Origin of the sequence: Amycolatopsis sp. 505 (genome assembly GCF_031625235.1) — a bacterium.
Lineage (GTDB): Bacteria > Actinomycetota > Actinomycetes > Mycobacteriales > Pseudonocardiaceae > Amycolatopsis.
On the sequence record NZ_JACKQP010000001.1, the window covers coordinates 802,970 to 827,917 of the forward strand.

Genomic DNA, 24,948 nt, shown 5'->3' on the forward strand with positions numbered 1-24,948 from the left:
CGAGCAAAACGATCATGTGGAAATCTAGCCGAGAAACCGGTCGCTCCGGTGAAAAACCGGCAAAAGCCCCCGATCAGGCTTCCGCGGTCAGCCGCTGGGTCACCGGGAGCAGGTCCTGGGCCAGCACCGGCCGCAGGAACACCGCCGCCACGCGGTGCTGCTTGTCCAGGACGATCGTCGACGGGATGATGTTCCGCGGGTAGCCGCTCAGCTTCAGCAGCACGCGGCCGTCCGGGTCGTAGATCGACGGGTACGTCAGCTCGCGGTCCCGCACGAAGTCCTGAGCCACCTCGCGCGACGGGTCGCGGACGTCGATGCCCACCACCTGGACGCCCTGCTTGGCCAGCGATTCCATCTCCGGCGCCTCCGTGCGGCACGGCCCGCACCACTGGCCCCACAGGTTCAGCACCACGACCTTGCCGCCGTAGTCCGCCAGCGACAGCTGCTTGCCCTCGTTCATCAGGTCTTCGCCGGCCAGGACCGGGGCCGTCTGGCGCTGGGCGACGTCGTAGGTGATGTCGACCTTGCCGCCCGGCGAGACGAAGCTGAAGCTGCTGCCCTGGACCACCGCGTCCTTGCCCGTGCTGCAGCCGGCCAGCGCGAGCGCCGCGACCAGGCCGACGACCAGCCGTTTCATGCCCCGGTCACCTTCGGGTCGGTCGCGCCCGCGGGCTCGCTGTAGACGATCTCGCGCAGCTCGTCGCCCTCGAACACCAGCGAAGTCAGGGACGCCAGCGAGCACTGGCGGCGCCGCGGGTCGTGCCACAGGCGCTTGCCCTCGAGGAACCGCCGCAACGTCCAGATCGGCAGCTGGTGCGACACGCACAGGGCCTCGTGCCCGGCAGCCGCCTCGCGGGCCCGGTGGACCGCGCCGAGCATCCGGTGCGCGATCTCGATGTACGGCTCGCCCCACGACGGCTTGAACGGGTTGACCAGCTTCGGCCAGTGCTTCGGCTCCCGCAGCGCGCCGTCGCCGACCGCCACCTGCAGGCCCTCGAACTGGTTGCCCGCCTCGATCAGCCCGTCGTCGGTCGCGATGTCGAGCCGGTGCGCGGCGGCGATCGGGGCCGCCGTCTCCTGCGCCCGCTGCAACGGCGACGCGACGACGTGCACGAGGTCGTGCCCCGCGACGGCCTCGGCGACCGTCAGCGCCTGCCGCTGCCCGCGCTCCGAAAGCCGGTAGCCAGGCAGACGGCCGTACAGGATCTTCGTCGGGTTGTGCACTTCGCCGTGCCGCAGCATGTGGACGACGGTGGTCACTGGACGGCCCCAGCCGCCGCGCGCGCCGCCGCGGGCAGAGCCGCTTCGATCACCGAGAACGCTTCGTCGTCCATGGCCGCGTTGACGAACCAGGCCTCGTACGCGCTCGGCGGCGCGTACACGCCTCCGTCGAGCAACGCGTGGAAGAACGGCGGGAAGCGCCACGTCTCGGACGCCTGCGCGCCGACGTAGTCGCGGACCGGCTCCTCACCGAAGAACACGCTCACCAGGTTGCCCGCGTACTGGACGTTGTGCGCAACCCCGGCTTCGCTCAGCGCGGCGTGGAACAGGTTGCCGAGGCGCTTCGCGTTGGCGTCGAGAGCCGCGTACACGGCGTGGTCGGCCGCCCGCAGCGTCGCGAGGCCCGTGGCCACCGCGACCGGGTTCCCGGACAGCGTCCCGGCCTGGTAGACCGGCCCGCCCGGCGCGAGCTTGGCCATCACGTCGGCGCGGCCGCCGAAGGCCGCGGCCGGCAGCCCGCCGGACATCACCTTGCCGAACGTGTAGAGGTCGCCGGCCACGCCTTCGAGGCCGAACCAGCCCGCGTGCGAGACGCGGAACCCGGTCATCACCTCGTCCATGATCAGCAGCGCGCCGTGCTCGTGGGCCAGCTCGCGCAGCCCCGCGTTGAAGCCGTCGGCGGGCGCCACCGCGCCCATGTTCCCGGCCGCCGCCTCGGTGATCACCGCGGCGATTTCGCCCGGGTTGTCCACAAAGGATTTCCGCACGGCGTCGAGGTCGTTGTAGGGCAGCACCAGCGTGTCCGCCGCCTGCGCCCCGGTGACGCCCGGCGACGTCGGCAGCCCGAGCGTCGCGACGCCGGAGCCGGCCTGGGCCAGCAGCGCGTCGACGTGACCGTGGTAACACCCGGCGAACTTCACGATCTTCGACCGGCCGGTGAACCCCCGGGCCAGCCGGATCGCGCTCATCGTGGCCTCGGTGCCGGAGTTGACCAGCCGGACCTGCTCGACCGGCTCGACCCGGCCGATGATCTCCTCGGCCAGCTCGACCTCGCCGATCGTCGGCGTGCCGAACGAGAGCCCGGACGTCGCCGCCGTGCGCGCCGCCTCGACCACCGCCGGGTGCGCGTGGCCCAGGATCATCGGGCCCCAGGAGGACACCAGGTCGACGTACCGGTTGCCGTCGGCGTCCCACAGGTGCGGGCCCTCGCCGCGGACCATGAAGCGCGGGGTCCCGCCGACCGAGTTGAACGCCCGCACCGGCGAGTTCACCCCGCCGGGGATGGCCGTCTTCGCGCGGTCGAACCATGCCTTGGACTGCTCGGTTCCAGTGCTCACCGGTCCAGTGTCCCAAACCCGCATAGGATGGCGGGCAGCCGCCCGGGAGGGGAACAGCCGGTGACCGAACGCGCCCCGCACCGCAACCAGTGGCTGATGCTGGCCGGGTTCGCGGGGGTCGTCGCCGTGGTGGCCGTGGTCGGCGGCCTGGCGGCGACGTCGGCGCGCGAGGTCTACGCCCGGCTCGAGCAGCCGTCGTGGGCGGCGCCCCCGTCCCTGTTCGGTCCGGTGTGGACGGTGCTCTACGTCACCATCGCGGTGGCCGGCTGGCTGTACTGGCGGACCGACGGCGAGACCCGCGGGTTCGCCGCGTACGGCATCGGCCTGCTGTTCAACCTGCTCTGGACACCGCTGTTCTTCGAGAGCGGCGCGGCCCGGGTCGCGCTGGCCGACATCGTGCTGCTGGACGTCGTCGTGGCGGTGACGATCGTCCTGTTCGGCCGGCGGTCGAAGGCCGCCGCCGCGCTCCTGGTGCCCTACCTCGCCTGGATCTTCTACGCGACGGCGCTCAACGCCGCGATCGTCGTCCTCAACTAGCGCGCGGCCTGCTGGGTGATGGCCTGCGCGGCCACCGTCCCGTCGCTGCCGGCCTGGCCCTGGACGACGACCGTCGCGCCCGGCTTGAGGTCCGAGAGCTTGCCCTGCTGGGTCACCCCGACCGTGGTCGAGTCCGATGTGGACACCTTGACGTCGTCGCCCTGCGCGGTCTTGACGTACACCGTGGTGCCGTCGACGCGGTCGACCGTGCCGGTGGTGCCGCGGCCGCCGCGGAACCCGCCGCCCTGCTGGCCCGCGCCGGCCTGCTGGCCGTTCTGGGTGCCGCCCGCCGGCCGGGTGGGCGCCGACGAGGACGAGCCGAACGCGGCGTGCGTCCAGGCGCCGCCACCGAAGGCGATCGCGAGCACGACGAGCCCAGCGAGCACCAGCGTGGTGCGGGAGAACGGCTTCGCGGCCTGGCGCATTTCGGCGTTGAGATCACCCTCGACCGCCGGGCTGGCGATGATGTCCTCCGCGTTCGGCGGGGTCGTGGTGGACGAAGACATCGAAGACTCCTTATTCGTGACGCAGGGCGTCGATGGGCCTCAGCTTGGCGGCCCGGTTCGCCGGGAAGCTGCCGAAGAACAGCCCGATCAGGGCGGATACCGCGAAGGCGAGCAGGATCGACGAGGGCACCACCACGGGTTTGATCCCGGAGATGGTGAACCGGCTGCCGATCAGCCCGATCGCGACGCCGAGCAGCCCGCCGAACAGGCTGAGCATGGTCGCTTCGGCGAGGAACTGGCCGAGGATGGCCGCACGCGGGGCGCCGATGGCCTTGCGGATGCCGATCTCACGGATCCGCTCGGTGACCGTGACGAGCATGATGTTCGTGACGCCGATCCCGCCGACCAGCAGGGAGATCGCCGCGACCGCGGCCAGCAGCACGGTGAACGTCTCGGTCGCCGACGTCCGCGTCGCGAGCAGCTGCTCGGAGTTCTGGATCTGGTAGTCCGGCGTGCCGCCGAGCCGGATGCCGTGGCGGGCGTTGAGGATGGCGGTGATCTCGGACTGGGCCAGCGAGACGGCGTCGGCGCTGGTGGCCTGGACGGCGATCTGGCTGAGGCTGCCGTACCCGGCCAGGGAGTTCTGGACCGCCGAGATCGGCGCGATGGCGACGTCGTCGGCGTTCTGCAGGCCGGTGCTGCCCTTGGCCTGCAGCACCCCGATCACGGTGAACTGGATGCTGTTCAGCAGCACGTTCTTGCCGACCGGGTCGGTCGCCCCGAAGATCGACTCCGCGGTCGTCGGGCCGAGCACGACGACCTTCCGCGCGGCCGTGACGTCCTCGCCGGTGAACAACTGACCTTGGGCGAGCTCGCGGTTCGTCGTGGTGAAGTACGCCGGTTCGGTGCCGGCGACGCTGGAGATGTCGTAGGACGTCTGCCCGTAGGTCGCGGTCGCCGTCGTGTTGACCACCGGCGAGGCGGCCTTGACGTCGGGGGCGCCGACGGGGTCGACGAGCGCGTGCGCGTCCTGGACGGTCAGCGGCCGCGCGGTCGCGCCCTGGCCGCCGCCGCGGGCCGGGGAGACGTTGACGACGTTGGTGCCGAGGCCCTGGATGCTGGCCGCGATCGCCGCCGACGCGCCGTTGCCCACCGCGACCAGCAGGATCACCGCGGCGACGCCGATGGTGATGCCGAGCGTGGTCAGCGCCGAGCGCAGCTTGTTCGCGGTGAGCCCGCGCACGGCGAACCGCAGGATTTCGAGGAGGTTCACGAGACCGCCCCCACCGCGCGCGTGACTTCGTCCGACACGATCAAGCCGTCGTCGACGCGAACCACGCGGTGCGCGTGCTCGGCGACCTCGTCTTCGTGGGTGATGACGACGATCGTGCGGCCGAGGGCGTTGAGCCGGTCGAAGACGCCGAGGACGTCCTCGGTGCTGCGCCGGTCGAGGTTGCCGGTGGGCTCGTCGGCCAGCAGCATCGCCGGGCCGGTGACGAGCGCCCGCGCCACGGCGACGCGCTGGATCTGGCCACCGGAGAGCTCGCTCGGCAGGTGCTTGGCCCGGTCGGACAGCCCGACCATGTCGAGCGCGGCGAGCGCGCGCCGGCGTCGCTCCGAGCGGCGCAGTCCACTGTAGACGAGCGGAAGCTCCACATTGGACAAAGCGGACGTCCGGGGCACCAGGTTGAAGGACTGGAAGATGAAGCCGATCTTCCGGTTGCGCAGCAACGCCAGCTGCCGTTCGTTCAACTTCCCGACGCCGAACCCGTCCAGGAGGTACCGGCCGGACGTCGGCACGTCGAGGCAGCCCAGCATGTTCAGCAGGGTGGACTTCCCCGAGCCGGACGCGCCCATGATGGCGACGTACTCGCCGGGCCACACGGTGAGGTCGACGCCGCGCAGCGCGTGCACGGCGGTCTCGCCGGCGCCGTAGGTCTTGCGCAGTCCGGAGACCGCGATCACCGGGTTCACCCGCGGCCGCCGAAGCCGCCGCCCGCGCCGGTGCCGCGCTGGCCGCCGCCCGGGAACCCACCGGTCCCGCCGCCGGGGAACCCGCCGGTGCCACCGGTGCGCCCGGTGCCGCCGGTGGTCCCGGTCGAGGCCGTCGCGGTGAGCACGACGTTCTCGCCTTCGGTCAGCCCGGAGGTGATCTGGACGGTCGACTCGCCGCGCAGCCCGACCTGCACCTGGCGCGTGACGTTCTGCCCGTTTTCCTGCACGGTGACGAGGTTGGTGCTGCCGACGGCCTGCACGGCCGCGGCCGGCACGCTCAGCGCGTCGTCCGCCTCGGCGACGGTGATCACCACGCTCGCCGACTGGCCTGGCCGCAGCCCGTCCGGCGGATTGGCCAGAGCCAGCTGCGCGCCGTAGGAGACGACGCTGCCGCTGGTGGTCGGGGTGAGGTTGATGCTCGACACGGTGGCCTGGATCGGCTTGTCCGGCAGCGCGTTGAGCGTCACCGTGGCCTTCTGGCCCGCCTTGACCTTGCTGACGTCGATCTCCGCGACCGAGGTGTCGACGACCAGGCCGGTCAGGTTCGTGATGGTGATGAACCCCGAGCTGCTGCCGGACGACGAAGACGCGGCGGAGCTGGAGTTCGACGAGCCTTGGCCGCCCTGGCCGCTGCCGCTGCTGCTCGACGACTGCGCCGTGGCGGAGGAGCCGCTGGAGGACTGCTGCCCGACGGTGCCGTTGATCGCGGTGACCGTGCCGGCGCCGGGCGCGTACAGCACTGTGTTGTCGAGCGCCTGCTGCGCGGTTTGGACGTCCAGCTCGGCCTGGTCGAGCTTCGCCTGCGCGGAGGTGACGTTGTTGGCCGCGTTGGTCTGGGCGTTCTGGCTGTTCTGCCCGCTGGCCGGCGTGGCTTCGGCGGTTTCCGCGGTGTCCAGGCCGTCCTGCGCGACGGCGAGGTTCGCCTTCGCGACCTGAAGCTGTTTCGCCGCCTGGGTGCTGTCGACGGTGGCGAGCTTCTGCCCGGCGCTGACGACGTCACCGACCTTGACGTCGATCGAGGTGACCTTGCCGGCCGTCGCGAAGTTCGCCGCGCCGGTGTAGCTGCTGGCGAGCGTCCCGGCGGCGGAGACGGTCTCGGTGACCGTCGCCCGGCGGACCGGGGTGCTGCGCGACTGCGCCTGCGCCGAGCTCGGTTCGGGGCTGAATGCCTGGTATATCCCGAATCCCGCCCCGGCCAGCAGTACGACCAGAGCTCCGTTGATCACCCATGCCTTCGAGGCACGCACGCGCGTCATGCGGCAACTTTGGTGCGGGTGCTTAGCAATTGACTGTTCGTTGCCTGTGCGCGAGCTGTGTATCAGGCCTTCGGCTTGGGGCTCCGGGCACGGATGGCGAGCGCGAGCTGACGCACCGCGTCGACGAGCAGCAGAGCGGCCACGGTCCCGAGCCCGATGGCGGCGGCGAGCAGGCCCCCGAAGTACCGGTGCGACTCGAGCGCGGCGCCGTCATCGGTCCGGGTGACGACGGTGGCGACGCTGTCGTGCCAGCACAGGTAGGCCACCCACCCGGCGAGCACGGCGAGCACGACCTCCACGACGGCGACGAGCGTCCGCCAGGGTTTGTGCAGCCTCGCGGGTGGGCCGGGTTCTTCCGGCGGCCAGAGTTCGGCCCCGGTGGGCTGCGGAAGGTCGATCACGCCGGCGATTTTCTCATGCTTCGCGCGGCGTCGCCCGGACGAGCCGGTCCAGCGCGTCCCGCAGGACTTCGGCGACGGAAACCGCGGAGCGAGCCGACGGCTCCTACGCCTCCCGCACCGGGGGCTCGAGGCGCGAGGCAGGAGGCGCGCGGCGCGGCGGGGGCGCCCAGGGGCGGGGCGCGACAAAGCCGAGCACTACCGACACAACCCGGCCCACCCCACCTACCCGGCCGGCCTCATGCTTCGCGCGGCGTCGCCCGGACGAGCCGGTCCAGCGCGTCCCGCAGGGCCTCGACGTCCTTCGCCCACGCCAGCACCACTGTGCCGTCCGCCAGCTCGACCGGCAGCGAGTCGTACTTCCGCGGCACCGACCAGCCGCCGCCGAGCACCCGCGCGCCCACCGGTGTCCCGACGTCCGTCACCGAGGCGATCTCCGCCGCCGGCACCTTCTCCCGGCCCTGGCGCAGCTGCTCGGAAGTCACTTCCACCGAGAGGAACCGGCGCCGGGCGTACACCCACGGCATCGTGATCACGCACAGGCCGAAGCCGACCAGCAGCCAGCCCACCACGTGCACCGGACCGCCCGTCGCCAGCTCCGCGAGCGCACCCACCAGCGCGAACACCGGACCCCAGCCGATCGCCGCCCAGCTCACGCCGGACTCGGCGTACAGCCTCACAGCTTCTTGCCGACCTTGGGGAAGTAGCCGCTCACCGAGGGCAGGTACAGCAGCACCAGCGCGATCACGAACAGCAGCACCGCGACCAGCGTCAGGTACGTCAGCACCGGCGCGAACGTGAAGATCAGCAGCACCATCACGATCGGCAGGACGGTCAGCACCGTCCGGGCCGAGCGGGTGCCTTCGCGGGCCTTGTACGCGAACAGCAGGAACAGCAGCGTGAACACGATCGACCCGACGAGCAGGAACCACAGCATCGCCGTGACGCCGTCCGCGATCATCTGCGGCGTGATCTTCGGGTCCTTGGTGCCCTCGACGTACCGGTCGATGACCGCGGACTTGCCGGCCATCAGCTGGACGTACCCGAGGATCAGCACCACCCCGCCGGCCAGCCACAGCCAGAACGACACGGCCACCGGGCGCGGCGGAGTCGCCTTGGGCGCCTTCTCGCCGGGGAGCACCGGGTCGGGCGAGCGGCCCTGCTTGCGCCGTTCGTCGTCGGTCAGACCGGTCAGGTCGTCGTTCTCTGCCACGCGAGGACTCTAGCCCGTCAGTCCAGCCACGCAGCGGCTTCCGCGGCCCAGTAGGTGAGGATCATGTCCGCGCCCGCGCGGCGGATCGACGTCAGCACCTCGAGGACCGTCCGCTCGCGGTCGAGCCAGCCGTTCGCCGCGGCGGCCTCGACCATCGCGTACTCGCCCGAGATGTTGTACGCCGCCACCGGGACCGGGGAGATGTCTGCCGCCGCCTTGATGACGTCCAGGTAGGCCAGGGCGGGCTTGACCATGATCATGTCCGCGCCCTCGGCGAGGTCCAGCTCGATCTCGCGCAGCGCCTCGCGGCCGTTGCCCGGGTCTTGCTGGTAGGTCTTGCGGTCGCCCTTGAGCTGCGAGTCGACGGCCTCGCGGAAGGGGCCGTAGAACGCGCTGGCGTACTTCGCGGAGTAGGCGAGGATCGCCGCGTCCTTGTGGCCGACCTCGTCGAGCGCCCGGCGGATGACGCCGATCTGGCCGTCCATCATCCCGGACGGCCCGAGCACGTGCGCCCCGGCTTCGACCTGCGCGATCGCCATCTGGGCGTAGATCCGCAGGGTGGCGTCGTTGTCGACCCCGCCGTCGGCGTCCAGGACGCCGCAGTGGCCGTGGTCGGTGAACTCGTCGAGGCAGGTGTCGGCCATCAGCACGGTGGCGTCGCCCAGCTCGTGACGCAGGTCGCGCAGGGCGACGTTGAGGATGCCCTTCTCGTCGACCGCGCCGGAGCCCTCGGCGTCCCGCGTGGCCGGGATGCCGAACAGCATGAGCCCGCCGACCCCGGCGTTGACCGCGTCGACGGCGGCCTTCCGCAGCGTGTCGCGCGTGTGCTGGACGACGCCGGGCATGCTCGAGATCGGCCGCGGCGCGTCGATCCCTTCGGCGACGAACATCGGGAGGATCAGCTGGCGTGGCCGCAGTGTCGTTTCGCCCACCAGCCTGCGCATGGCCGGTGTGGTGCGAAGCCTGCGGGGACGATGCTCGGGGAACACCCCTCCCAAGGTACTCCCGCGGCTTTTGCCGGAGTTCCGCAAGGGTGCGCTTGACGCCGGTTCGCGCGGGCGATTCGGTACGGGGGTGACCGAGTACGTCGAACGCCTGCCCGTGCCGCGGCTGGCGCCCTTCGTGCGGACGGTCTGGTTCCAGCGCACCGGCGACGATCCGTACCTCCAGCGGCACCTGCCGACCGGCGGCGCCGAGCTGCACGTCCCCCTCGGCGGCCGCCCCCGGTTGCTGGGCCCGCTGACCGCGGCCCGGCTCGAGGTCATCCCGGCCCGCACGACCCTCGTCGGCGTCCGGTTCCACCCGGGTGCCGCGCCCACGCTGCCGGTACCCCTCGACGAGCTGGTCGACCAGCACGTCGACCTCGGGGACGACCGGTTGGCCGAAGCCGTCGCCGCGACCGCGTCCCCGGAGCACGCCCTCGAGGTCCTCCAGGCCCGGCTGCCCGTGGCAGCGGTGGACCCGCTGGTCGCCGAAGCCGTGCGCCTGCTGATGCCGTGGCGCCCGGTCGACATCGACACCCTGGCCGGCTACCTCGCGCTCTCCCCCAGCCAGCTGCGCCGCCGCTGCCTGCGCGCGGTGGGCGTCGCGCCGAAGGTCCTGCAGCGGACGCTCCGGTTCCAGGGCTTCCTCGCGCTGGCCCAGGCGGGCGCCGGCAGCCCGGCCGGGCTCGCCGCCGACGCCGGGTACGCCGACCAGGCTCACCTCGGCCGGGAGTGCCTCCGGCTGACCGGGCTCACCCCGCGGGAGCTGCTCGGCGGCAGCGTCGAGGAGTGCGCCTGCGGCCACGACCACTCGGCGTCCTACCTGCCCTTCCTGCGCGATTCGTTCAAGAAACCCCGGGACGGCGTCCTTAGCCTGGCGCGATGATCCTCGTCACCGGCGGGCTCGGCATGATCGGCGCCCACACCGCCCGCGCGCTCCTCGACCTCGGCCACGACGTGGTCGTGACGGCCCACCGGCGCACGGAAGTCCCCTCGTTCCTGGCCGGCCGCGTGACGGTGGAGGCCCTCGACGTCACCGATCGCGAGGCCGTTCTGGCGCTGGGTTCGCGCCACGACATCACCGACATCGTCCACCTCGCCGGCAGCATCCCCGGCGAGGACCCGGTCGAGTTCTTCCGCACGGACACCGCGGGGCTGCTGAACGCGCTGACCGCGGCCCGCGCGTGGGGCGTCCGCCGGTTCGCGGTCGCGAGCAGCCTCGGCGTGTACATCGGCCGTCCCGAGGTCCCGTGGACGGAAGACCTCCCCCTGCTGACGGCGTCGCTGCCGCACTTGATCATCGCGTACAAGAAGGCGGTCGAGCCGCTGACGACGCACAGCCTGGCGGGCAGCGGCATCCAGCCGGTGGTGCTGCGCATCGGCACGATCTGGGGCCCGCTGGTGGACCCGGAGTCGCCGTTCTGCCCGATCCCTTCGCTGGTCAACACCGGAACCTCGCACCTGCACACCGATGACGGCGGCGACGTCTGCTACGCCCCGGACGCGGGCCGCGCGATCGCCCTGCTGACGACGGCACCGACGCTGAACCACGAGGTCTACAACGTGTCGAGCGGCCGCCCGTTCACCTACGGCGAGTTCGCGTCGGCGCTGGGCGCCACCCTCCAGCCGGGCGGCTCGAACGGCCCGTACCTGGACATCTCGCGGCTCACGGAGGACACGGGCTTCAAGCCCCGGTTCGACGTCCCCGCCTCGGTGGCCGACTACCTGAAGTGGCGTGAGACCAACGACCGCTGAAACGACCGAAGGCCGCCCCGACCGGGGCGGCCTTCGACGTCGAGAACCTCAGGAGCGGCGCGCCCGCTTCGCCTTCCGCGGCGGCGGCAGCGCACCCTCCGCACGCAACCGAGCCGCGTGCTCGGCCAGGGCGTCCACCAGGTGCGGCACGTCCGCCTTCTCCGGCTGGACGTCCACGCGCAGCCCGAACTCGACCGCGGTCTCCGCGGTCTTCGGGCCGATGCACGCGACCAGCGTGCGGGTGTGCGGCTTGCCGGCGATGCCGACCAGGTTCCGCACGGTCGAGGACGAGGTGAAGCAGACCGCGTCGAAGCCGCCGGTCTTGATCATCTCGCGGGTCTCGGCGGGCGGCGGGGCGGCCCGAACGGTCCGGTACGCCGTCACGTCGTCGATCTCCCAGCCGCGCTCGCGCAGGCCGGCCGACAGCGTTTCGGTGGCGATGTCCGCCCGCGGGAGCAGCACGCGGTCGACCGGGTCCAGCACGTCGTCATACGGCGGGAACTCGGCCAGCAGGCCCTCGGACGACTGCTCGCCCGACGGGACCAGCTCCGGGATGATGCCGAACGAGCGCACCTTCGCCGCGGTCGACTCACCCACACAGGCGATCTTCACGCCGGAGAACGCGCGGGCGTCGAGCCCGAACTCCTCGAACTTCTCCCACACCGCGCGGACCGCGTTGGTGGAGGTGAAGACGATCCACTGGTAGCGGCCGTCGACCAGGCCCTTGACCGAGCGCTCCATCTGCGCCGGGCTGCGGGGCGGCTCGACCGAGATGGTCGGCACCTCGTGCGACGTCGCGCCGTGGCCGCGCAGGCGCTCGGCCATCTCGCCGGCCTGCTCCTTGGTGCGCGGCACCAGGACCTTCCAGCCGTACAGCGCGCGCGACTCCCACCACGACAGCTTCGAGCGGTGGCCGGCGGCCTGGCCGATCGTGACGATCAGCGGCCCGACGAGCTCGCCCGCGTCGTTGGCGACCTTCTCGAGCGTGGTGTCGAGGGTCCGCTGGGTGTTGATGGTGCCGTTCGCGGTGACCGCGACCGGGGTGGACGCCGGGACGCCGTTGCCGGTCAGCGCCGACGCGGCCTCGGCCAGGTGCGCCGACGTCGCGTGCAGCACCAGCGGGCCGGGCGCGGCGGCCAGGGCCGCCCAGTCGACGTCGCCGCGGACGTCGACCTCGGTGTGCGTGCCGCCCAGCGCGACCCCCGCGTACGCCGGGACGGCCGCGGCCGGGGAGACGCCCGGGATGACGTCGAACACGGCGCTCGTGCGCGCGACCGCCTGGACCTCGGCCACCACGGCCGGGGTGGTCAGCGGGTCGCCCGCGACCAGGCGCAGCACCAGCCGGCCGGCCTTGGCCTCGGTGGTCAGGTCCTTGGCGACCTCGGCGGCCTCGCCGACGGCGGGCCGGACCTCGGCGCCTTCGGCGGCCATGGCCAGCACGGCCTGCGGGACGTCGGGGTCGGTCACCACGACCTCGGCCTTGGTCAGCAGCTCCTGGGCACGGACCGTGAGCAGGCCGGCGTCGCCGGGGCCGGAGCCCACGAACGCGACGCGCCCGGTGGTCTTTCGCGCGGGGGTCATCTGTGCGTTTCTCCTCTTGCGGCGACCGTGCGCGAATGCACGGACGCAGGTCTCCTACACGTCTCTTCGAAGCGCTCGCGAGAGCGCTACTGCGCGGGTCCGGAGAGTGCTCCGGCGCCCAGGTCCAGCAGCTCGGCGGCCAGGTCCTTGCCCAGCTGGGCGGCCTGGTCCTTGTCGGCCAGCGCGGAGGCCCGGACCATGTCCACCGCGCCGTTCTCGCCTTCCGCGGCGGCGGTGCCGCGCAGCGAGATCCGTTCCACGACCTTGCCCTCGGCGTCGAGGTCTTCGACGACCTCGGCGAGCGCGCCCACCGGCGCGCTGCACCCCGCCTCGAGCGCGGCCAGCAGGGAACGCTCGGCCGTCACCGCGGCCCGCGTGCCCTCGTCGTCCAAAGTGGACCGGAGCAGCTGCTCGAGGTCCACGTCGGCGGCCCGGCACTCCACCGCGAGCGCACCCTGCGCGGGCGCGGGCAGCATCTGGATCGGGTCGAGGGTCTCGGTGATCGCCTCGGCCCGGCCGATCCTGGCCAGTCCGGCACGCGCGAGCACCACGGCATCGAGCTCGCCGTCGGACACCTTGCGCATGCGGGTGTCGATATTGCCGCGAATCGGCACGATTTCCAAACCGAGACCCAGCGCCCGCAGCTGCGCGGTGCGCCGCGGGGAGCCCGTGCCCACCTTCGCGCCCGGCAGCAGCTCACCGAGCGTCAGCCCGTCGCGGGCGACCAGCGCGTCCCGCGGGTCCTCGCGCGGGGGCACGGCGGCCAGCGAGATGCCCGGTTCGGGGGCGGTCGGCAGGTCCTTGTACGAGTGGACGATGACGTCGACCTCGTTGCGCAGCAACGCTTCCCGCAGCGCCGACGTGAAGACGCCGACCCCGATCGTGGGAATCGGCGCGGAGGACTGGTCACCGGGCGTGGTCACCTTGACGATCTCGACCTCGGCGCCGGTGGCGCGCAGGGCGTCGGCGACGGTCCCGGTCTGGGCGAGCGCGAGCTTCGAACCGCGCGTACCCATGCGAATGACTCTGGTCACTGCTACTTCTTCTCTGAGGGGGGCTTCGGGCTCGCCACCGCGGCGGGCGCCTGCGGGTCGAGGCAGAACAGTTCACGCAACGCGTTCGCGTAGTCGGTGTCGGCCGTCTCGGCGGCCAGCTGCTTCACCCGCACCGTCGGCGCGTGCAGCAGCTTGTCGACCACCCGGCGGACCGTGCGGCCGACCTCTTCGCGGACGGCGCCGTCCAGGCCGGGCAGGCGGTTGTCCAGCCGCAGCAGCTCGGCGTCGACGACCTCGGCCGCGCGGCGGCGCAGCGCGGTCACCGTCGGCGTCACCTCGGCGCTGCGCTGCCCGGCGAGGTAGTCGCGGACCTCGTCGAGGACGATCCCGGTCGCCTTGGCCGTCTGGCGCTCGGTGGTCGGTGTGCCCGCCTCGCGCATCCGGCGCTGGATGGTGGCCAGGTCGACCACCCGGACGCCGGCCAGCTCGCCGACCTCCGGGTCGACGTCCCGCGGCAGGCCCAGGTCGCAGACGACGAGCTCCCGGCCACCGCGCGGCAGCACGTGCTCCGGGGCGAAGACGGCGTCCTGCGCGCCGGTGCAGCAGATCACGATATCGGCGTCGCGGACCGCGTCGGCGACGGCGGACAGCGGGATCGCGCGGGCCGGCACGCCTTGCTCGGTGACGTTCGCGGCGAGGCGGCGGGCGCGGGCGTCGGTGCGGTTGGCGACGGTGATCTCGCCGATCCCGGCCTTGCGCAGCTGCGAGGCGCTCAGCGCGCCCATCGAGCCGGCACCGACGATGACGGCGTGCTTGCCGGTGACGTCCCCGGCCGCGGCGAGGGCTTCGGAGACGACCGACGCGCCGAGCTGGTCGAGGCCGGTCTCGCTGTGCACGCGCTTGCCGACGCGCAGCGTGGTCTGGATGAGCTCGTGCAGCGTGCGGCCGACAGTGCCGGCCTCGCGGGCGGTGGCGTAGGCGCCGCGGATCTGGCCGAGGATCTGCGTCTCCCCGACGACCATCGAGTCCAGGCCCGAGGTGACCGAGAACAGGTGCTCGACGGCGGCACCGGCGTAGTGGACGTACAGGCTGTCGTAGAGCTCGGCGGGCGCCATCCCGGCCTGGCGGGCGAGCACCTCGGAGACGTCGTTGAGGCCGCCGTGGAAGGTCTCGACGACCGCGTAGACCTCGATCCGGTTGCACGTCGAGACCAGCATGACCTCACTGACGTGCTCGGCCTGCTGCAGCTCGTCGAGGACCTTGCCGACCTCGGGCGCGGGCACCGCGACGCGTTCCAGCGTGCTCAGCTCCGCACTCCGGTGCGAAAGACCGACCGCCAACACGCTCATGAGCGCACCACCATTTCCCGTCCGCCGTCCGGTCCCGAGCCGTTCCGCCTGCCGTTCCCATTTTCGGACGGCAGTACGCCCGCAGGTAATCCGGAATTGCCCTGATTGCCAGCGGCGTCATCCGCTCGGCGGGCCACATGGAACGAGAGTATCTGCAGCTCCACGGCCAAATCCACTTTGCGGACCTCGATGTGAGCAGGAACCTGCAGAACGACCGGGGCGAAGTTGAGGATGCACTGGACACCGCCCGCGACCAGGCGGTCACACACCGATTGCGCGGCGGTGGGCGGAGTGGCGATCACGCCGATGGAAATGCCCCGTTCGGCGCAGATCCGCGGGATGTCGTCCATGTGCGAGACGGGGAGGCCCCCGACCGGCACGCCGATCAGGTCCGGGTCCAGGTCGAACAGCGCTTCGACCGGGAAGCCGCGCCCCGGGAAGCCGCCGTAGTTGGCCAGCGCGTGGCCCAGGTTGCCGATCCCGACCACGGCGACCTTGTGCTGGCGGGTCAGGCCGAGGATGCGCTCGATCTGGCTGACCAGGACGCCGACCTCGTAACCGACGCCGCGGGTGCCGTAGGAGCCCAGGTAGGAGAGGTCTTTGCGCAGCTTCGCGGAATTGACGCCGGCGGCCTGCGACAGTTCTTCGCTCGAAACGGTGGTCGCGCCCTGTTCCGACATTCCGGACAATACGCGGAGGTAGACGGCGAGCCGCGCGACGGCGGCTTCGGGAATCGACTTGGCCCGGACGGCCTCGGGGGCATCCCCGTTGCGGCCCGGCTCACCGGCGGGTACCGCGGGCATCTCGGCGGTGGGGGCGTTGTCGGCGTCGGGGGCGTTGTCGGCGTCGGGGCCGGCCGGACGGCGGGGCCGCCGGGGCGCCCGGCCCGGGGAGTCCGCCGCGTCGCGCCTCCCCCGCTGTGTCACCACGCCGTAGTTCTCCTGCCCGCTGTGCACGTCTGGCGGCCATCGCCATTCGGAACTGTGTCTTGACCCAGGCCCCGGAGTCCGGTTCGATACCGGCCCGTCCCGGGCGACGCTCCTACGGTAGACCACTTGTGAACGCACGCACAAAGTCACTGGTCGGAGGCGGTTCCGACGACCGCACGATCATGACGCGGCGTCAGAATCCTTGTCCGCCAGGCACTTCCGGCGCTCGTCCACCCGGGCGGTGATCGACTGCCGCCCGGCGACGTCCCCACGGCGGCGCGGCGAACGGCCGGTCCCGCGCTGCGAGCGGCCAGTCCCGATCGGTCGCGCCCCATTGCCGCGAATGCCTCATTCGCGGCCTCGGACGTCCCGAATGAGTCATTCGCGGCACCGGGCCGAGGCGCTTGGGGCGGTCAGCGGGCGTCGAGGGTGACCGAGTGCCAGCCGGTGGCGCCGTCCGGGACCGGGTCCGCGCGGTTCTCCGTCTGCGTGTAGCCGCCGGAGTCGGTGGCCCGGACCGACGCCTGGTGCGTCCCCTTCGGCACGTCCAGCTCGATCCACCACATCCGCCAGGTGTCCTTGCTCACCTCCGCCGACAGCGTCGCTTCCCGCCATTCGCCCTGGTCGAGCCGGACCTCCACCTTCGCGATCCCGGTGTGCTGCGCCCACGCCGTGCCGGCCAGCCGGACCTTGCCCGCCGTGACGCCCGCGAAGCCGCTCGGCGTGTCGATGCGGGACTCGGTCTTGATCGGCGCCTGCTCGGCCCAGCCGCGGCTCAGCCAGTACGCCTGGCGGGCGTCCCACTTGGTGAATTCGAGCGATTCGACCCACTTCGTCGCCGACACGTAGCCGTAGAGGCCGGGGATGACGATCCGCGCCGGGAAGCCGTGCTCGACCGGCAGCGGCTCGCCGTTCATGCCGATCGCCAGCATCGCCCCGCGGGCCGGGTCGAGGGCGACGTTCGCCGGCGTCCCGCACGTCCAGCCGTCCACGCTGGTCGCGAACATCTGCTCCGCGCCCGCCTGCACCCCGGCCTCGTCCAGCAGGTCCGCCAGGTCGACGCCGATCCAGGACGCGTTCGAGATCAGCGGCCCGCCGACCTCGTTGGACACGCAGGTCAGCGTCACCCGGCGCTCGACCAGCGGCCGGTTGCGGATGTCGGCGTAGGAGAAGGTCACCTCGCGGTCGACCATCCCGTGGATCTTCAGGCTCCAGTCCTCGGTGCGGATCTGCGGCACGACCAGCGCGGTGTCGATCCGGTAGAAGTCCGCGTTCGGCGTGAGGAACGGCGGTGAGCCGAGCTTCGCGAAGTCGGCGTCCGCGGGCAGCGGCGGCGCGGTGCGCGCGGGCACGAGCGGCCCGACGGCGGCCCGCGAGTCCTCGGCGTTCGAGCTGGTCCCGGCGACCTGGCCGACGACGGCCGCGAGGCCCGAGCCCGCGGCGACGCCGACCCCGGCGCGCAGGAACTTCCGCCGGTCGAAGCCCCGGTCCGGCCCGACGTCGACGGGCAGCGCGAGCCGGTGCAGGAAGGTGAACACCGCGAGCCCGGCAACCAGGGCGGCGACCGGCGCGAGCAGCGAAACCTGCCCGAGGTCGCTGCGTGCGAACACGGCCGCGACCCCGGCGGCACCGAGCACGAAGACGAGGATCTGCCCGGCCCGCGGCGTCCGGCGCGAGAGCTGCCCGGCGAGCAGCGCGAACAGGACCAGCACCACCGCGAGCCCGAGCTTGAGCACCGGCTTGTCCCAGGTGCCCAGCGTTCGCTCGGCCCACTTCACGATCGCGGTCGGGCTGTGGTCGATGACGTAGTTCGCCACCGCGATGAACGGCGACGCCGTGTACCCGACGAAGCCCGCGACCAGGTGCCCGACGCCGAGGGCGGCGGCCAGCGCGAGGAGGCCGATCAGCGTCGCGACCGGCAGCGAGAGCCGCCGGGGCGCTTCGGGCGGCGCTTCTTGCAGAGTGCTCACGTCTCCATCTTCGGAGCGAAGACGTGAAGCGGCTGCTCGATCGCCCTTACGAGCCGGTTACGGCTGCAGCGCGCGCCGCAGCCTGTCCTCTTCGACGCGCCAGTACCCGTGCTCGGCGCCGTCGACCAGGATCACCGGGACGCGGTCGCCGTACTCCGCGCGCCACTCCGGGTCGGTGTCGACGTCCTCGGCCTTCCACGCCACGCCGAGCTCCCCGCAGATCCGCGCGACCTCGGCTTCCGCGACCTCGCAGAGGTGGCAGCCGTCCCGGCCCAGCACCGTCACTTCGTGCGCCATACCGTCCTTCCTACCGCAGCCGCAGGCGGCGCAGCTTCCCGGTGGCCGAGTGCGGCAGCGACTCGGCGAACTCGACCAGGTGCGGCACCTTGTACCCGGCCAGGTGGGCCGCGCAGTGGTCGACGACCTGCTGCTCGGACAGCGCCGCCCCGGCCGACGGCACCACGACCGCCTTCACCGCCTCGCCGCTGCGCTCGTCGACGACGCCGACGACCGCGGCCTCGGCCACCTCGGGCAGCTGCCCGATGACCTCCTCGACCTCGCGCGGGTAGACGTTGAAGCCGTTGACGATGATCAGGTCGTTGGCCCGGTCGACCAGGTGCAGGTCGCCGTCGGTGTCGAGGTAGCCGACGTCGCCGGTGCGGAACCAGCCCTCGTCGTCCGGGCCGTGGCCGCCGTCGGGCCAGTAGCCGGAGAAGAGGTTGGCGCCGCGGATCGACACCAGCCCGGTCTCGCCCTCGGCCTCGAAGACGTCGTCGACGTCGTCCGGGTCGAGCGGGACGGCCTGGTCGGTGCCGTCGCTGTCCACCAGCCGCAGCTCGATCCCGGGCAGCGGCCGCCCGACCGAGCCGGGCTTCGGGTAGCCGGTGACCAGCGTCGACGTCACCACCGGCGCGCATTCGGTGAGGCCGTAGCCCTCGTAGACGTCGAGGCCGGTGGCCTCGCGGATGGCCGTCAGCACCTTCGGGTGCAGCGGCGCGGCGCCCGAGGTCATCCGGCGCACGGTGGCCAGGCCGCGGCGGAGCTCGTCGGCGCCGAACGCGGCGAACTCGCCGTACATCGTCGGGACGCCGGTGATCGAGGTGACGCGGTGCTCGGCGCAGTCGTCCAGCGTGCGCTGGGCTTCGAAGCGCTCGGAGAGCACCGCCGTCGCGCCGACCGCGGTGGCCTGCAGCAGGCCGGGCCCGAGGCCGTAGACGTGGAAGAGCGGGATGGTGATCAGCACCCGGTCGTCCTGCTCGAGCACGCCCTCGACCGCACTGATCTGCTCGAGGTTCGCCAGCAGCGCGCGGTGCGACAGCATCACCCCGCGTGGCGGGCCGGTCGTGCCCGAGGTGTACGAGATGACCGCGATGTCCTCGCCGGCCCGGCCGGTGTCTGGGAAATCCCCTCCTCCGTCCGGGTCAACCCCCGGCGTGAGACCGCTCACGCCGTCGGGGAGATCCCCCTCGGCGTCGCGCTGGACGACGACCTTCGCGCCGCTGTGCTCGAGGAGCTTCTCGAGCTCGGGCCCGGGCACCTGCGGCGACAGCGGGACGACCACGGCGCCCGCCCGCAGCGCGCCGAAGAAGGCGATGACGAAGTCCACCGACGTCGGCAGCCGCAGCCCCACCCGGTCGCCGGGGCCGACCCCGGCGTCCGCCAGCCGGCGGGCCTGGGCCTGGGCGGCCGCGTCGGCCTCGCGGTAGGTCAGGCTGCGCCCGGTGCCGGTTTCGACCACGGCCGGGTGCTCCGGCCACGTCGCCGCGGCCCGTGTGAGCAGCCCGCCGACCCCCGGCTGCGTCCCTTCTGGAGCACTCACCCGCGACCCACCTCTTCTCGCCCGGCGTCAACCGTTGCAAGTCTGTCATCTGAAGCGACGTCATGGGTGCTGACCGCGAGCGTCGCGTCTGCGCAACCCCGGAACCACTACCTACTTAGCGGTAACTACACGTATGCTGCACTGCGTCGCGCCGGTGGTGTTGATCACCGCCGCGGCCGGAGAGAGGGAGTCGCCGTGAGGAACTTGCCTGCCCACGAGGTCGTGGGGCATGCGAGCCGGCCGATCCCTGCTCGCCGCCGTTCCGGGGGTACCGTGGCCCGCTGGGCCGAAGCCACCGCCGGAGGTGCCGCCCGATGACCGTGCCGACCGCCGTGAGCCGTGGGCCCGTCTTCATGTTCGCCGAGCGCGTCTTCGGACGGGCGCCGTCCGTGCCGCTGAGCAGGCAGGCGGCCGACGACGAGCGCGCCGAGGCGGCGAAGGCCGAGGCCTGGGACCTGGTGCGGGCCGCGCAGGACGGCGACTCGTCCGCGTTCGGCCGGCTCTACGACCGCTACGTCGACGTCGTCTACCGGTACGTGCTGTTCCGCCTCGGCGACCGCGACCTCGCCGAGGACGTCACCAGCGAGACGTTCCTGCGGGCGCTGCGCCGCATCACGTCGGTGAGCTACCAGGGACGTGACGTCGGCGCCTGGTTCGTCACCATCGCCCGCAACCTCGTGCTCGACCACGTCAAGTCGAGCCGGTTCAAGCTCGAGGTGGTCACCGACGAGGTCACCGAGCCGGGTTCGGCGCCGTTCAGCGTCGGCGCGACCGCCCAGGTGGGCCCCGAGCAGGAGGCGATCAGCCGCGCCACCCGGGCCGAGCTGCTGCGCTGCGTCGCCGAGCTGGGCGAGGACCAGCGCGAATGCATCGTCCTGCGGTTCCTGCAGGGCTTGTCGGTGGCCGAGACGGCCGAGATCATGAACCGCAACGAAGGCGCCATCAAGGCGCTCCAGCACCGCGCCGTACGCCGATTGGCACAACTCCTGCCCACCGGATTGCGCTGAACCCGCGAACTTTTCCGTTCGTCGGCCGAAACCGGTAACCCTGGCGGCTTCTGGATCGTTACCCCACGCAGACCGGTGTCAGGCCGGCCGAAGCCCGGGATGGAGAGCAGCGCCGTGAGGTTTGCGCGTGAGCGAGCCGAGAGCGAGCGGTTCGCGCGTGCCCTGGAACCGTCGCCGGTCCGCCGGGACGGGGAGTTCGCCGACGAGCTCGCGATCGTCGGCGCCCTGCGCGACCTCGGCGCGGCCGGGTCACCGGACCTGGAGACGCGGCAGCGGATCCGGGCGGAGATCGCGGGCCGCCTGGAGACGGCGGCGGCCACCACCCCGCGTCGGAGGTGGCGGCCGCGGACCGCCGACCTGGTGGCCGCCGCGCTCTTCCTCTTCCTCGTGCTCTCGGGGCTGACGCTGGTGCTCTCGCGCACGGCGTTGCCCGGTGACCCGCTGTACGGCGTCAAGCGCGCCGGCGAGTCGACCGCGCTGGGCCTGACGTTCGGTGACCAGGAGAAGGCGCGCAAGCACCTCGAGTTCGCCACCAACCGGATCACCGAGCTCGGCGAGCTGGCGGCGGAAGACGCGAGCGCCGCCGACTACCGGACCGCGTACGACGACTTCGCCGCCGACCTGCGGGCCGGCGTCGCCCAGCTGTCCACCGTGGCGACCACCGACGGCGGCGGCACGCAGGCGCTGTCCGACGTCCGGCTGTGGGCCCGCAACCAGGCGGCCCGGCTGGCCGCGCTGCGGCTCCCGGCGGACGCCGCCCCGGTGTTCGGCGACGTCCGCGACCTGCTGAGCAAGGTCCAGGAGCGGGCGAGCGGCCTGGTGGCGCGGATGAACTGCTACCAGATCACCACCGGCGCGGCGGACGAGCTGGGCCCGCTCCCGGCGACCGGCGAGTGCACCCAGCGGCCCGCTCCGGCGGCCGGGGGGCAGCCGACGGCGTCGGTCGCGCCTTCGTCGCAGGAGAGCACGACGCCGACGCCGACGGGCACGCAGCTGCCGCCGTCGGACGCCGCGGCGACCCCGGGCATCCCGGCACCGACCGGTGGGGTGACCCCGCCCCCGGTGTTCGGCCAGCCGTCGACGACGTCCCGCCCGCCGGCGCCGACCACGACGACGTCCCAGCCCCCGCTGATCTCGCTGCCGCCGCTACTGCCGGGGCTTCCGCCGATCATCATCGGCTGAGGTCCGGCCCACACCTGCGACGGCGCGGTGGGCGGCTCGCTACGCTGTGCGAAGGAGACGTGGAGGCGGTGTACGTGTCAGCTTGGCGTGGCAAGGACAAGAGTCAGGAGCTCGAACGGCTCGCCGCGCTGGCGGGTGAGGCGTCGGCGGAGGCCGCGCACGCCCTGTCCGAACCCCCGGCCCCGCCCGCGCCGCCGGACCTGACCGCGGCCGCGTTCTTCGACGTCGACAACACGATGATGATGGGCGCGTCGATCTTCTACTTCGCCCGCGGCCTGGCCGCGCGCAAGTTCTTCACGTCGTCGGACTTGGCCGGGTTCGTCTGGGGCCAGATCAAGTTCCGCCTCGGCGGCCGGGAGAACAAAGAGGACATCAAGACCCACCGCGAGCGCGCACTGTCCTTTGTGGCCGGCCGCACGGTGGCGGAGCTGACGTCGATCAGCGAAGAGATCTACGACGAGCTGATGGCGGACAAGATCTGGTCCGGAACCCGCGCGCTGGCCCAGATGCACCTGGACGCGGGCCAGCGGGTGTGGCTGGTGACGGCCACCCCGATCGAGCTGGCGGCGATCATTTCCCGCCGGCTCGGTCTCACGGGCGCGTTGGGCACGGTCGCGGAGACCCGCGACGGTGTGTACACCGGCCGCCTGGTGGGTGACCTGCTGCACGGGCGGGCCAAGGCGCACGCGGTGCGGGCCCTGGCCTCGCGCGAGGGACTGAACCTGAAGCGCTGCACGGCGTATTCGGACTCGGCGAACGACATCCCGATGCTGTCGGTGGTCGGCACGGCGGTCGCGGTGAACCCCGACGGCGGGCTGCGCGACGTCGCCCGGGCGCGGGGCTGGGAGATCCGGGACTTCCGGACCGGCCGGAAGGCCGCGAAGATCGGCGTGCCATCGGTGCTGGGGGCCGGAGCGCTGGCCGGTGCGGTGGCGGCCGGGATGGCTTACCGCCGCCGGTAGCGCCTGCGCTACCCCGCTTCGGGTGCTCGCGGGAATGACCCGGCCGCCTTCGGCTGGTGTGCTTTTCCCATCGGAAGAGCAACTCCCGAAGGGACAGTGTGGTGGCAACCCGAGTGGACATCGAAGAGCGGACCGGTGGCGGGGGCAGGCTGCGGAACAGCCTCCGCAGGCACCCGCTGACCTGGTTCTTCGCCCTGGCCAACCTGCTGAGCTGGGTCGCGTGGACGCCGTACATCCTGTCGGAGAACGGACTGGGCGTCCTCCACTTCCGGTTCCCGGAGCTGCTCGGCACCGCGCAGTTCGCCGGCGTCCTGCCGGGCGCCTACCTCGGCCCGATCGCCGCGGCGTTCCTGGTGACCGCCCTCGCCGACGGACGCACCGGCCTCCGCCGGTGGACCGCGCGGCTGTTCAAGTGGCGGGTCCACTGGTTCTGGTACGTGGCGGTGGTGCTCAGCGTGCCGGCCCTGCTCACGATCGCCACGATGGCGCTGACCGAGCAGACTCCCCTCGCCCCGGCCGTGGCGACGCTGGTGGCCTACCTGCCCGGCCTGCTGCTGCAGATGGTGACGACCGGACTCGCGGAGGAACCGGGCTGGCGCGACTTCGCCCTCCCCCGCCTCCAGCAGCGCTACGGACCGCTCGGCGGCACGCTGATCCTCGGCCCGCTGTGGGGCGTGTGGCACCTGCCGCTGTTCTTCAGCGAGTGGGGTGGCTGGCCGGACGTCACCTGGCTGACGCCGATCGAGTTCGTCGCCACCTGCGTGACTTTCAGCATCATCATGACGTGGGTGTTCAACCGCACCGGCCAGAGCCTGCCGCTCGCCATGCTGCTGCACACGAGCGTCAACAACTTCTTCTCGATCGCCTGGTCGGAGATGTTCCCGTCGCTGCGGGCCCAGGACACGACCCACGCATTCCTGCTCGCCTCGACGGCGGTGGCCCTGGTCCTGCTCATCGCCACCCGGGGACGGCTGGGCTACCGGCCGAAAGCCCGCGAACTCGAAGCCTGAGCGAGGCCCCCCGGCCCGCGGTGTCGCGAATGACTCATTCGGGACGTCCGAGGTCCCGAATGAGTCATTCGCGACCTTCGGGGAGCGTCACCCTCGGAAGCCACGGCCGTGCGAGGGCACGGAAGATTTCCGCCGGGGGCGTGTCGATCCGCACCACCGTCGTTCGACGCTCGAGCGAAGGCACCCACAGGGGGGCGCCCCGAACACCGAGGACACCCGATGACCGAGCTGACCACGGACCGCACCCGGCGAGCGATCGTCGACCACACCCGGCGCCTGGCGGAAGCCGCGGCGGCGGCCGGCCCCGACGCTGCCGTTCCGACGGCTCCGGAGTGGACCGTCACCGATCTGGTGCGGCACCTGGGGCAGACCCAGCACTGGGTCGCGGAGATCGTCGAGCGCCGCATCACCGATCCCACCCGGCTGCCCACCGAGCTGCCGGAACTGCCCGCCGACCCGGGCGCGTGGCCGGCCTGGCTGGCGGAGGCGGCGGACCGCGTCGCGGCCGCGTGTTCCGATGACGCGCTCGACGCGCCGGTGTTCAACGCCTCCGGGGACGAGCGGTCCGGGACGCGGTTCTGGCTGTCCGCCATGCTCAACGAGGCCGTTGTCCACGGGTTCGACGGGGCCGCCGCGGCGGGCCGGCCGGCCGACGTCGAAGCCGACGTCGCGGCCGCGCTCGTCACCAACCACCTGACGATGCTCACCTCGCCGACCTGGGAGCTGCAGCGGCCCGCGTCCGCGCAGGCCATTCGCGGCTCCGGGCAGACCCTGCAGTGGCGGGCCACCGACATCGCCGACGGCGCGTGGTTCATCGAGCGGCGCCCCGAGGGGGCGACCTGGCAGCACAAGACCGGACCGGCCGACGTGACGATCAGCGGCCCGGCCGCGTCACTGCTGCTGACGTTGACCCGGCGGATGCCGCTGACCGAAACCACGGTCGAGGGCGACGCCGAGCTCGCTCGGCACTGGCTCGACCACACCGCCCACGTCAGCGACTGAC

26 protein-coding genes are annotated in these 24,948 nt (G+C 72.4%); 8 read left to right on the top strand and 18 right to left on the bottom strand.

What is annotated here, in order from left to right; genetic code table 11:
- Nucleotides 1-73 precede the first annotated feature (73 nt).
- The 3 genes from H5965_RS03775 to hemL are packed head-to-tail and all read right to left on the bottom strand — an operon-like array spanning nt 74 to nt 2,558.
- A complete protein-coding gene (locus H5965_RS03775) occupies nt 74-637 on the bottom strand; it encodes a redoxin domain-containing protein (protein WP_310967899.1) in 564 nt (187 codons plus the stop codon).
- A complete protein-coding gene (locus H5965_RS03780) occupies nt 634-1,260 on the bottom strand; it encodes a histidine phosphatase family protein (RefSeq protein WP_310967900.1) in 627 nt (208 codons plus the stop codon). Before H5965_RS03780 ends, H5965_RS03775 begins: the two co-directional genes overlap by 4 nt.
- Nucleotides 1,257-2,558 carry a glutamate-1-semialdehyde 2,1-aminomutase gene (gene hemL / locus H5965_RS03785; protein WP_310967901.1) on the bottom strand — a complete coding sequence of 434 codons (1,302 nt, stop codon included), beginning with the start codon at nt 2,556-2,558 and terminating at the stop codon, nt 1,257-1,259. The genes H5965_RS03780 and hemL overlap by 4 nt, the downstream gene beginning before the upstream one ends.
- A 60-nt stretch (nt 2,559-2,618) precedes the next feature.
- Here hemL and H5965_RS03790 point away from each other — a divergent pair, with 60 nt between their 5' ends.
- Nucleotides 2,619-3,095 carry a TspO/MBR family protein gene (locus tag H5965_RS03790; protein ID WP_310967902.1) on the top strand — a complete coding sequence of 159 codons (477 nt, stop codon included), beginning with the start codon at nt 2,619-2,621 and terminating at the stop codon, nt 3,093-3,095.
- On the opposite strand, the gene H5965_RS03795 is transcribed toward H5965_RS03790, so the two are convergent.
- The 8 genes from H5965_RS03795 to hemB all read right to left on the bottom strand — a co-directional run bounded on the left by H5965_RS03795 (nt 3,092) and on the right by hemB (nt 9,392).
- Nucleotides 3,092-3,601: a hypothetical protein gene (locus tag H5965_RS03795; protein ID WP_310967903.1), complete on the bottom strand. Its 510-nt coding sequence runs from the start codon at nt 3,599-3,601 to the stop codon at nt 3,092-3,094. The genes H5965_RS03790 and H5965_RS03795 overlap by 4 nt on opposite strands.
- Nucleotides 3,602-3,611: 10 nt before the next feature.
- Entirely contained in the window at nt 3,612-4,814 is a 1,203-nt protein-coding gene (locus H5965_RS03800) for an ABC transporter permease (protein WP_310967904.1), read from the bottom strand.
- Nucleotides 4,811-5,515: an ABC transporter ATP-binding protein gene (locus H5965_RS03805; protein WP_310967905.1), complete on the bottom strand. Its 705-nt coding sequence runs from the start codon at nt 5,513-5,515 to the stop codon at nt 4,811-4,813. Before H5965_RS03805 ends, H5965_RS03800 begins: the two co-directional genes overlap by 4 nt.
- A complete protein-coding gene (locus H5965_RS03810) occupies nt 5,512-6,792 on the bottom strand; it encodes an efflux RND transporter periplasmic adaptor subunit (protein ID WP_310967906.1) in 1,281 nt (426 codons plus the stop codon). Before H5965_RS03810 ends, H5965_RS03805 begins: the two co-directional genes overlap by 4 nt.
- 62 nt (nt 6,793-6,854) lie before the next feature.
- On the bottom strand, nt 6,855-7,193 hold the full coding sequence (locus H5965_RS03815) for a hypothetical protein (RefSeq protein WP_310967907.1): 339 nt from the start codon (nt 7,191-7,193) through the stop codon (nt 6,855-6,857).
- Between the two features lie 236 nt (nt 7,194-7,429).
- Nucleotides 7,430-7,870 carry a hypothetical protein gene (locus tag H5965_RS03820; protein ID WP_310967908.1) on the bottom strand — a complete coding sequence of 147 codons (441 nt, stop codon included), beginning with the start codon at nt 7,868-7,870 and terminating at the stop codon, nt 7,430-7,432.
- A complete protein-coding gene (locus tag H5965_RS03825; protein ID WP_310967909.1) occupies nt 7,867-8,403 on the bottom strand; it encodes a hypothetical protein in 537 nt (178 codons plus the stop codon). The genes H5965_RS03820 and H5965_RS03825 overlap by 4 nt, the downstream gene beginning before the upstream one ends.
- 17 nt (nt 8,404-8,420) lie before the next feature.
- Nucleotides 8,421-9,392, bottom strand: coding sequence for a porphobilinogen synthase (gene hemB / locus H5965_RS03830; protein WP_310967910.1), 972 nt, complete (start codon nt 9,390-9,392; stop codon nt 8,421-8,423).
- 85 nt (nt 9,393-9,477) lie between these two features.
- Here hemB and H5965_RS03835 point away from each other — a divergent pair, with 85 nt between their 5' ends.
- A complete protein-coding gene (locus tag H5965_RS03835) occupies nt 9,478-10,272 on the top strand; it encodes an AraC family transcriptional regulator (RefSeq protein ID WP_310967911.1) in 795 nt (264 codons plus the stop codon).
- Entirely contained in the window at nt 10,269-11,141 is an 873-nt protein-coding gene (locus H5965_RS03840; RefSeq protein ID WP_310967912.1) for an NAD(P)-dependent oxidoreductase, read from the top strand. The genes H5965_RS03835 and H5965_RS03840 overlap by 4 nt, the downstream gene beginning before the upstream one ends.
- Nucleotides 11,142-11,189: 48 nt before the next feature.
- Here H5965_RS03840 and H5965_RS03845 read toward each other — a convergent pair whose 3' ends face one another.
- The 7 genes from H5965_RS03845 to H5965_RS03875 all read right to left on the bottom strand — a co-directional run bounded on the left by H5965_RS03845 (nt 11,190) and on the right by H5965_RS03875 (nt 19,784).
- Nucleotides 11,190-12,722, bottom strand: a complete 1,533-nt coding sequence (locus H5965_RS03845) for a bifunctional uroporphyrinogen-III C-methyltransferase/uroporphyrinogen-III synthase (protein ID WP_310967913.1) — start codon at nt 12,720-12,722, stop codon at nt 11,190-11,192.
- A gap of 86 nt (nt 12,723-12,808) precedes the next feature.
- Nucleotides 12,809-13,738 (bottom strand): hydroxymethylbilane synthase, encoded by a 930-nt coding sequence (hemC, locus tag H5965_RS03850; protein WP_310967914.1) that lies wholly within the window; start codon nt 13,736-13,738, stop codon nt 12,809-12,811.
- Nucleotides 13,739-13,758: 20 nt separating this feature from the next.
- On the bottom strand, nt 13,759-15,066 hold the full coding sequence (locus tag H5965_RS03855) for a glutamyl-tRNA reductase (RefSeq protein WP_310967915.1): 1,308 nt from the start codon (nt 15,064-15,066) through the stop codon (nt 13,759-13,761).
- Entirely contained in the window at nt 15,063-15,995 is a 933-nt protein-coding gene (locus H5965_RS03860; RefSeq protein ID WP_310968489.1) for a redox-sensing transcriptional repressor Rex, read from the bottom strand. The genes H5965_RS03855 and H5965_RS03860 overlap by 4 nt, the downstream gene beginning before the upstream one ends.
- A 413-nt stretch (nt 15,996-16,408) precedes the next feature.
- Entirely contained in the window at nt 16,409-17,965 is a 1,557-nt protein-coding gene (locus tag H5965_RS03865) for a molybdopterin-dependent oxidoreductase (protein WP_310967916.1), read from the bottom strand.
- 57 nt (nt 17,966-18,022) lie between these two features.
- Nucleotides 18,023-18,262, bottom strand: coding sequence for a glutaredoxin family protein (locus H5965_RS03870; protein ID WP_310967917.1), 240 nt, complete (start codon nt 18,260-18,262; stop codon nt 18,023-18,025).
- 10 nt (nt 18,263-18,272) lie between these two features.
- The gene (locus tag H5965_RS03875; RefSeq protein WP_310967918.1) at nt 18,273-19,784 is read right to left on the bottom strand and encodes an AMP-binding protein; all 1,512 of its coding nucleotides are present in this window, start codon (nt 19,782-19,784) and stop codon (nt 18,273-18,275) included.
- A gap of 314 nt (nt 19,785-20,098) precedes the next feature.
- Between H5965_RS03875 and H5965_RS03880 the strand changes: the two genes are divergently transcribed.
- The 5 genes from H5965_RS03880 to H5965_RS03900 all read left to right on the top strand — a co-directional run bounded on the left by H5965_RS03880 (nt 20,099) and on the right by H5965_RS03900 (nt 24,947).
- Complete coding sequence (locus H5965_RS03880; protein WP_310967919.1) at nt 20,099-20,791, top strand: sigma-70 family RNA polymerase sigma factor; 693 nt, start codon at nt 20,099-20,101, stop codon at nt 20,789-20,791.
- A 114-nt stretch (nt 20,792-20,905) separates the two neighbouring features.
- Complete coding sequence (locus tag H5965_RS03885; RefSeq protein WP_310967920.1) at nt 20,906-21,973, top strand: DUF5667 domain-containing protein; 1,068 nt, start codon at nt 20,906-20,908, stop codon at nt 21,971-21,973.
- A gap of 74 nt (nt 21,974-22,047) precedes the next feature.
- Complete coding sequence (locus tag H5965_RS03890) at nt 22,048-22,935, top strand: HAD-IB family hydrolase (protein WP_310967921.1); 888 nt, start codon at nt 22,048-22,050, stop codon at nt 22,933-22,935.
- A gap of 101 nt (nt 22,936-23,036) precedes the next feature.
- On the top strand, nt 23,037-23,945 hold the full coding sequence (locus H5965_RS03895; RefSeq protein ID WP_310967922.1) for a type II CAAX endopeptidase family protein: 909 nt from the start codon (nt 23,037-23,039) through the stop codon (nt 23,943-23,945).
- A 219-nt stretch (nt 23,946-24,164) separates the two neighbouring features.
- On the top strand, nt 24,165-24,947 hold the full coding sequence (locus H5965_RS03900) for a maleylpyruvate isomerase family mycothiol-dependent enzyme (protein ID WP_310967923.1): 783 nt from the start codon (nt 24,165-24,167) through the stop codon (nt 24,945-24,947).
- Nucleotide 24,948 lies beyond the last annotated feature (1 nt).

What these genes read in the sequence shown, in the direction of transcription:
- hemC (WP_310967914.1), bottom strand. Translation starts at nt 13,738, where the DNA reads ATGGGTACGCGCGGTTCGAAGCTCGCGCTCGCCCAGACCGGGACCGTC.
- H5965_RS03840 (WP_310967912.1), top strand. Translation starts at nt 10,269, where the DNA reads ATGATCCTCGTCACCGGCGGGCTCGGCATGATCGGCGCCCACACCGCC.
- H5965_RS03855 (WP_310967915.1), bottom strand. Translation starts at nt 15,066, where the DNA reads ATGAGCGTGTTGGCGGTCGGTCTTTCGCACCGGAGTGCGGAGCTGAGC.
- H5965_RS03870 (WP_310967917.1), bottom strand. Translation starts at nt 18,262, where the DNA reads ATGGCGCACGAAGTGACGGTGCTGGGCCGGGACGGCTGCCACCTCTGC.
- H5965_RS03900 (WP_310967923.1), top strand. Translation starts at nt 24,165, where the DNA reads ATGACCGAGCTGACCACGGACCGCACCCGGCGAGCGATCGTCGACCAC.
- H5965_RS03810 (WP_310967906.1), bottom strand. Translation starts at nt 6,792, where the DNA reads ATGACGCGCGTGCGTGCCTCGAAGGCATGGGTGATCAACGGAGCTCTG.
- H5965_RS03795 (WP_310967903.1), bottom strand. Translation starts at nt 3,601, where the DNA reads ATGTCTTCGTCCACCACGACCCCGCCGAACGCGGAGGACATCATCGCC.
- H5965_RS03880 (WP_310967919.1), top strand. Translation starts at nt 20,099, where the DNA reads ATGACCGTGCCGACCGCCGTGAGCCGTGGGCCCGTCTTCATGTTCGCC.
- H5965_RS03845 (WP_310967913.1), bottom strand. Translation starts at nt 12,722, where the DNA reads ATGACCCCCGCGCGAAAGACCACCGGGCGCGTCGCGTTCGTGGGCTCC.
- H5965_RS03775 (WP_310967899.1), bottom strand. Translation starts at nt 637, where the DNA reads ATGAAACGGCTGGTCGTCGGCCTGGTCGCGGCGCTCGCGCTGGCCGGC.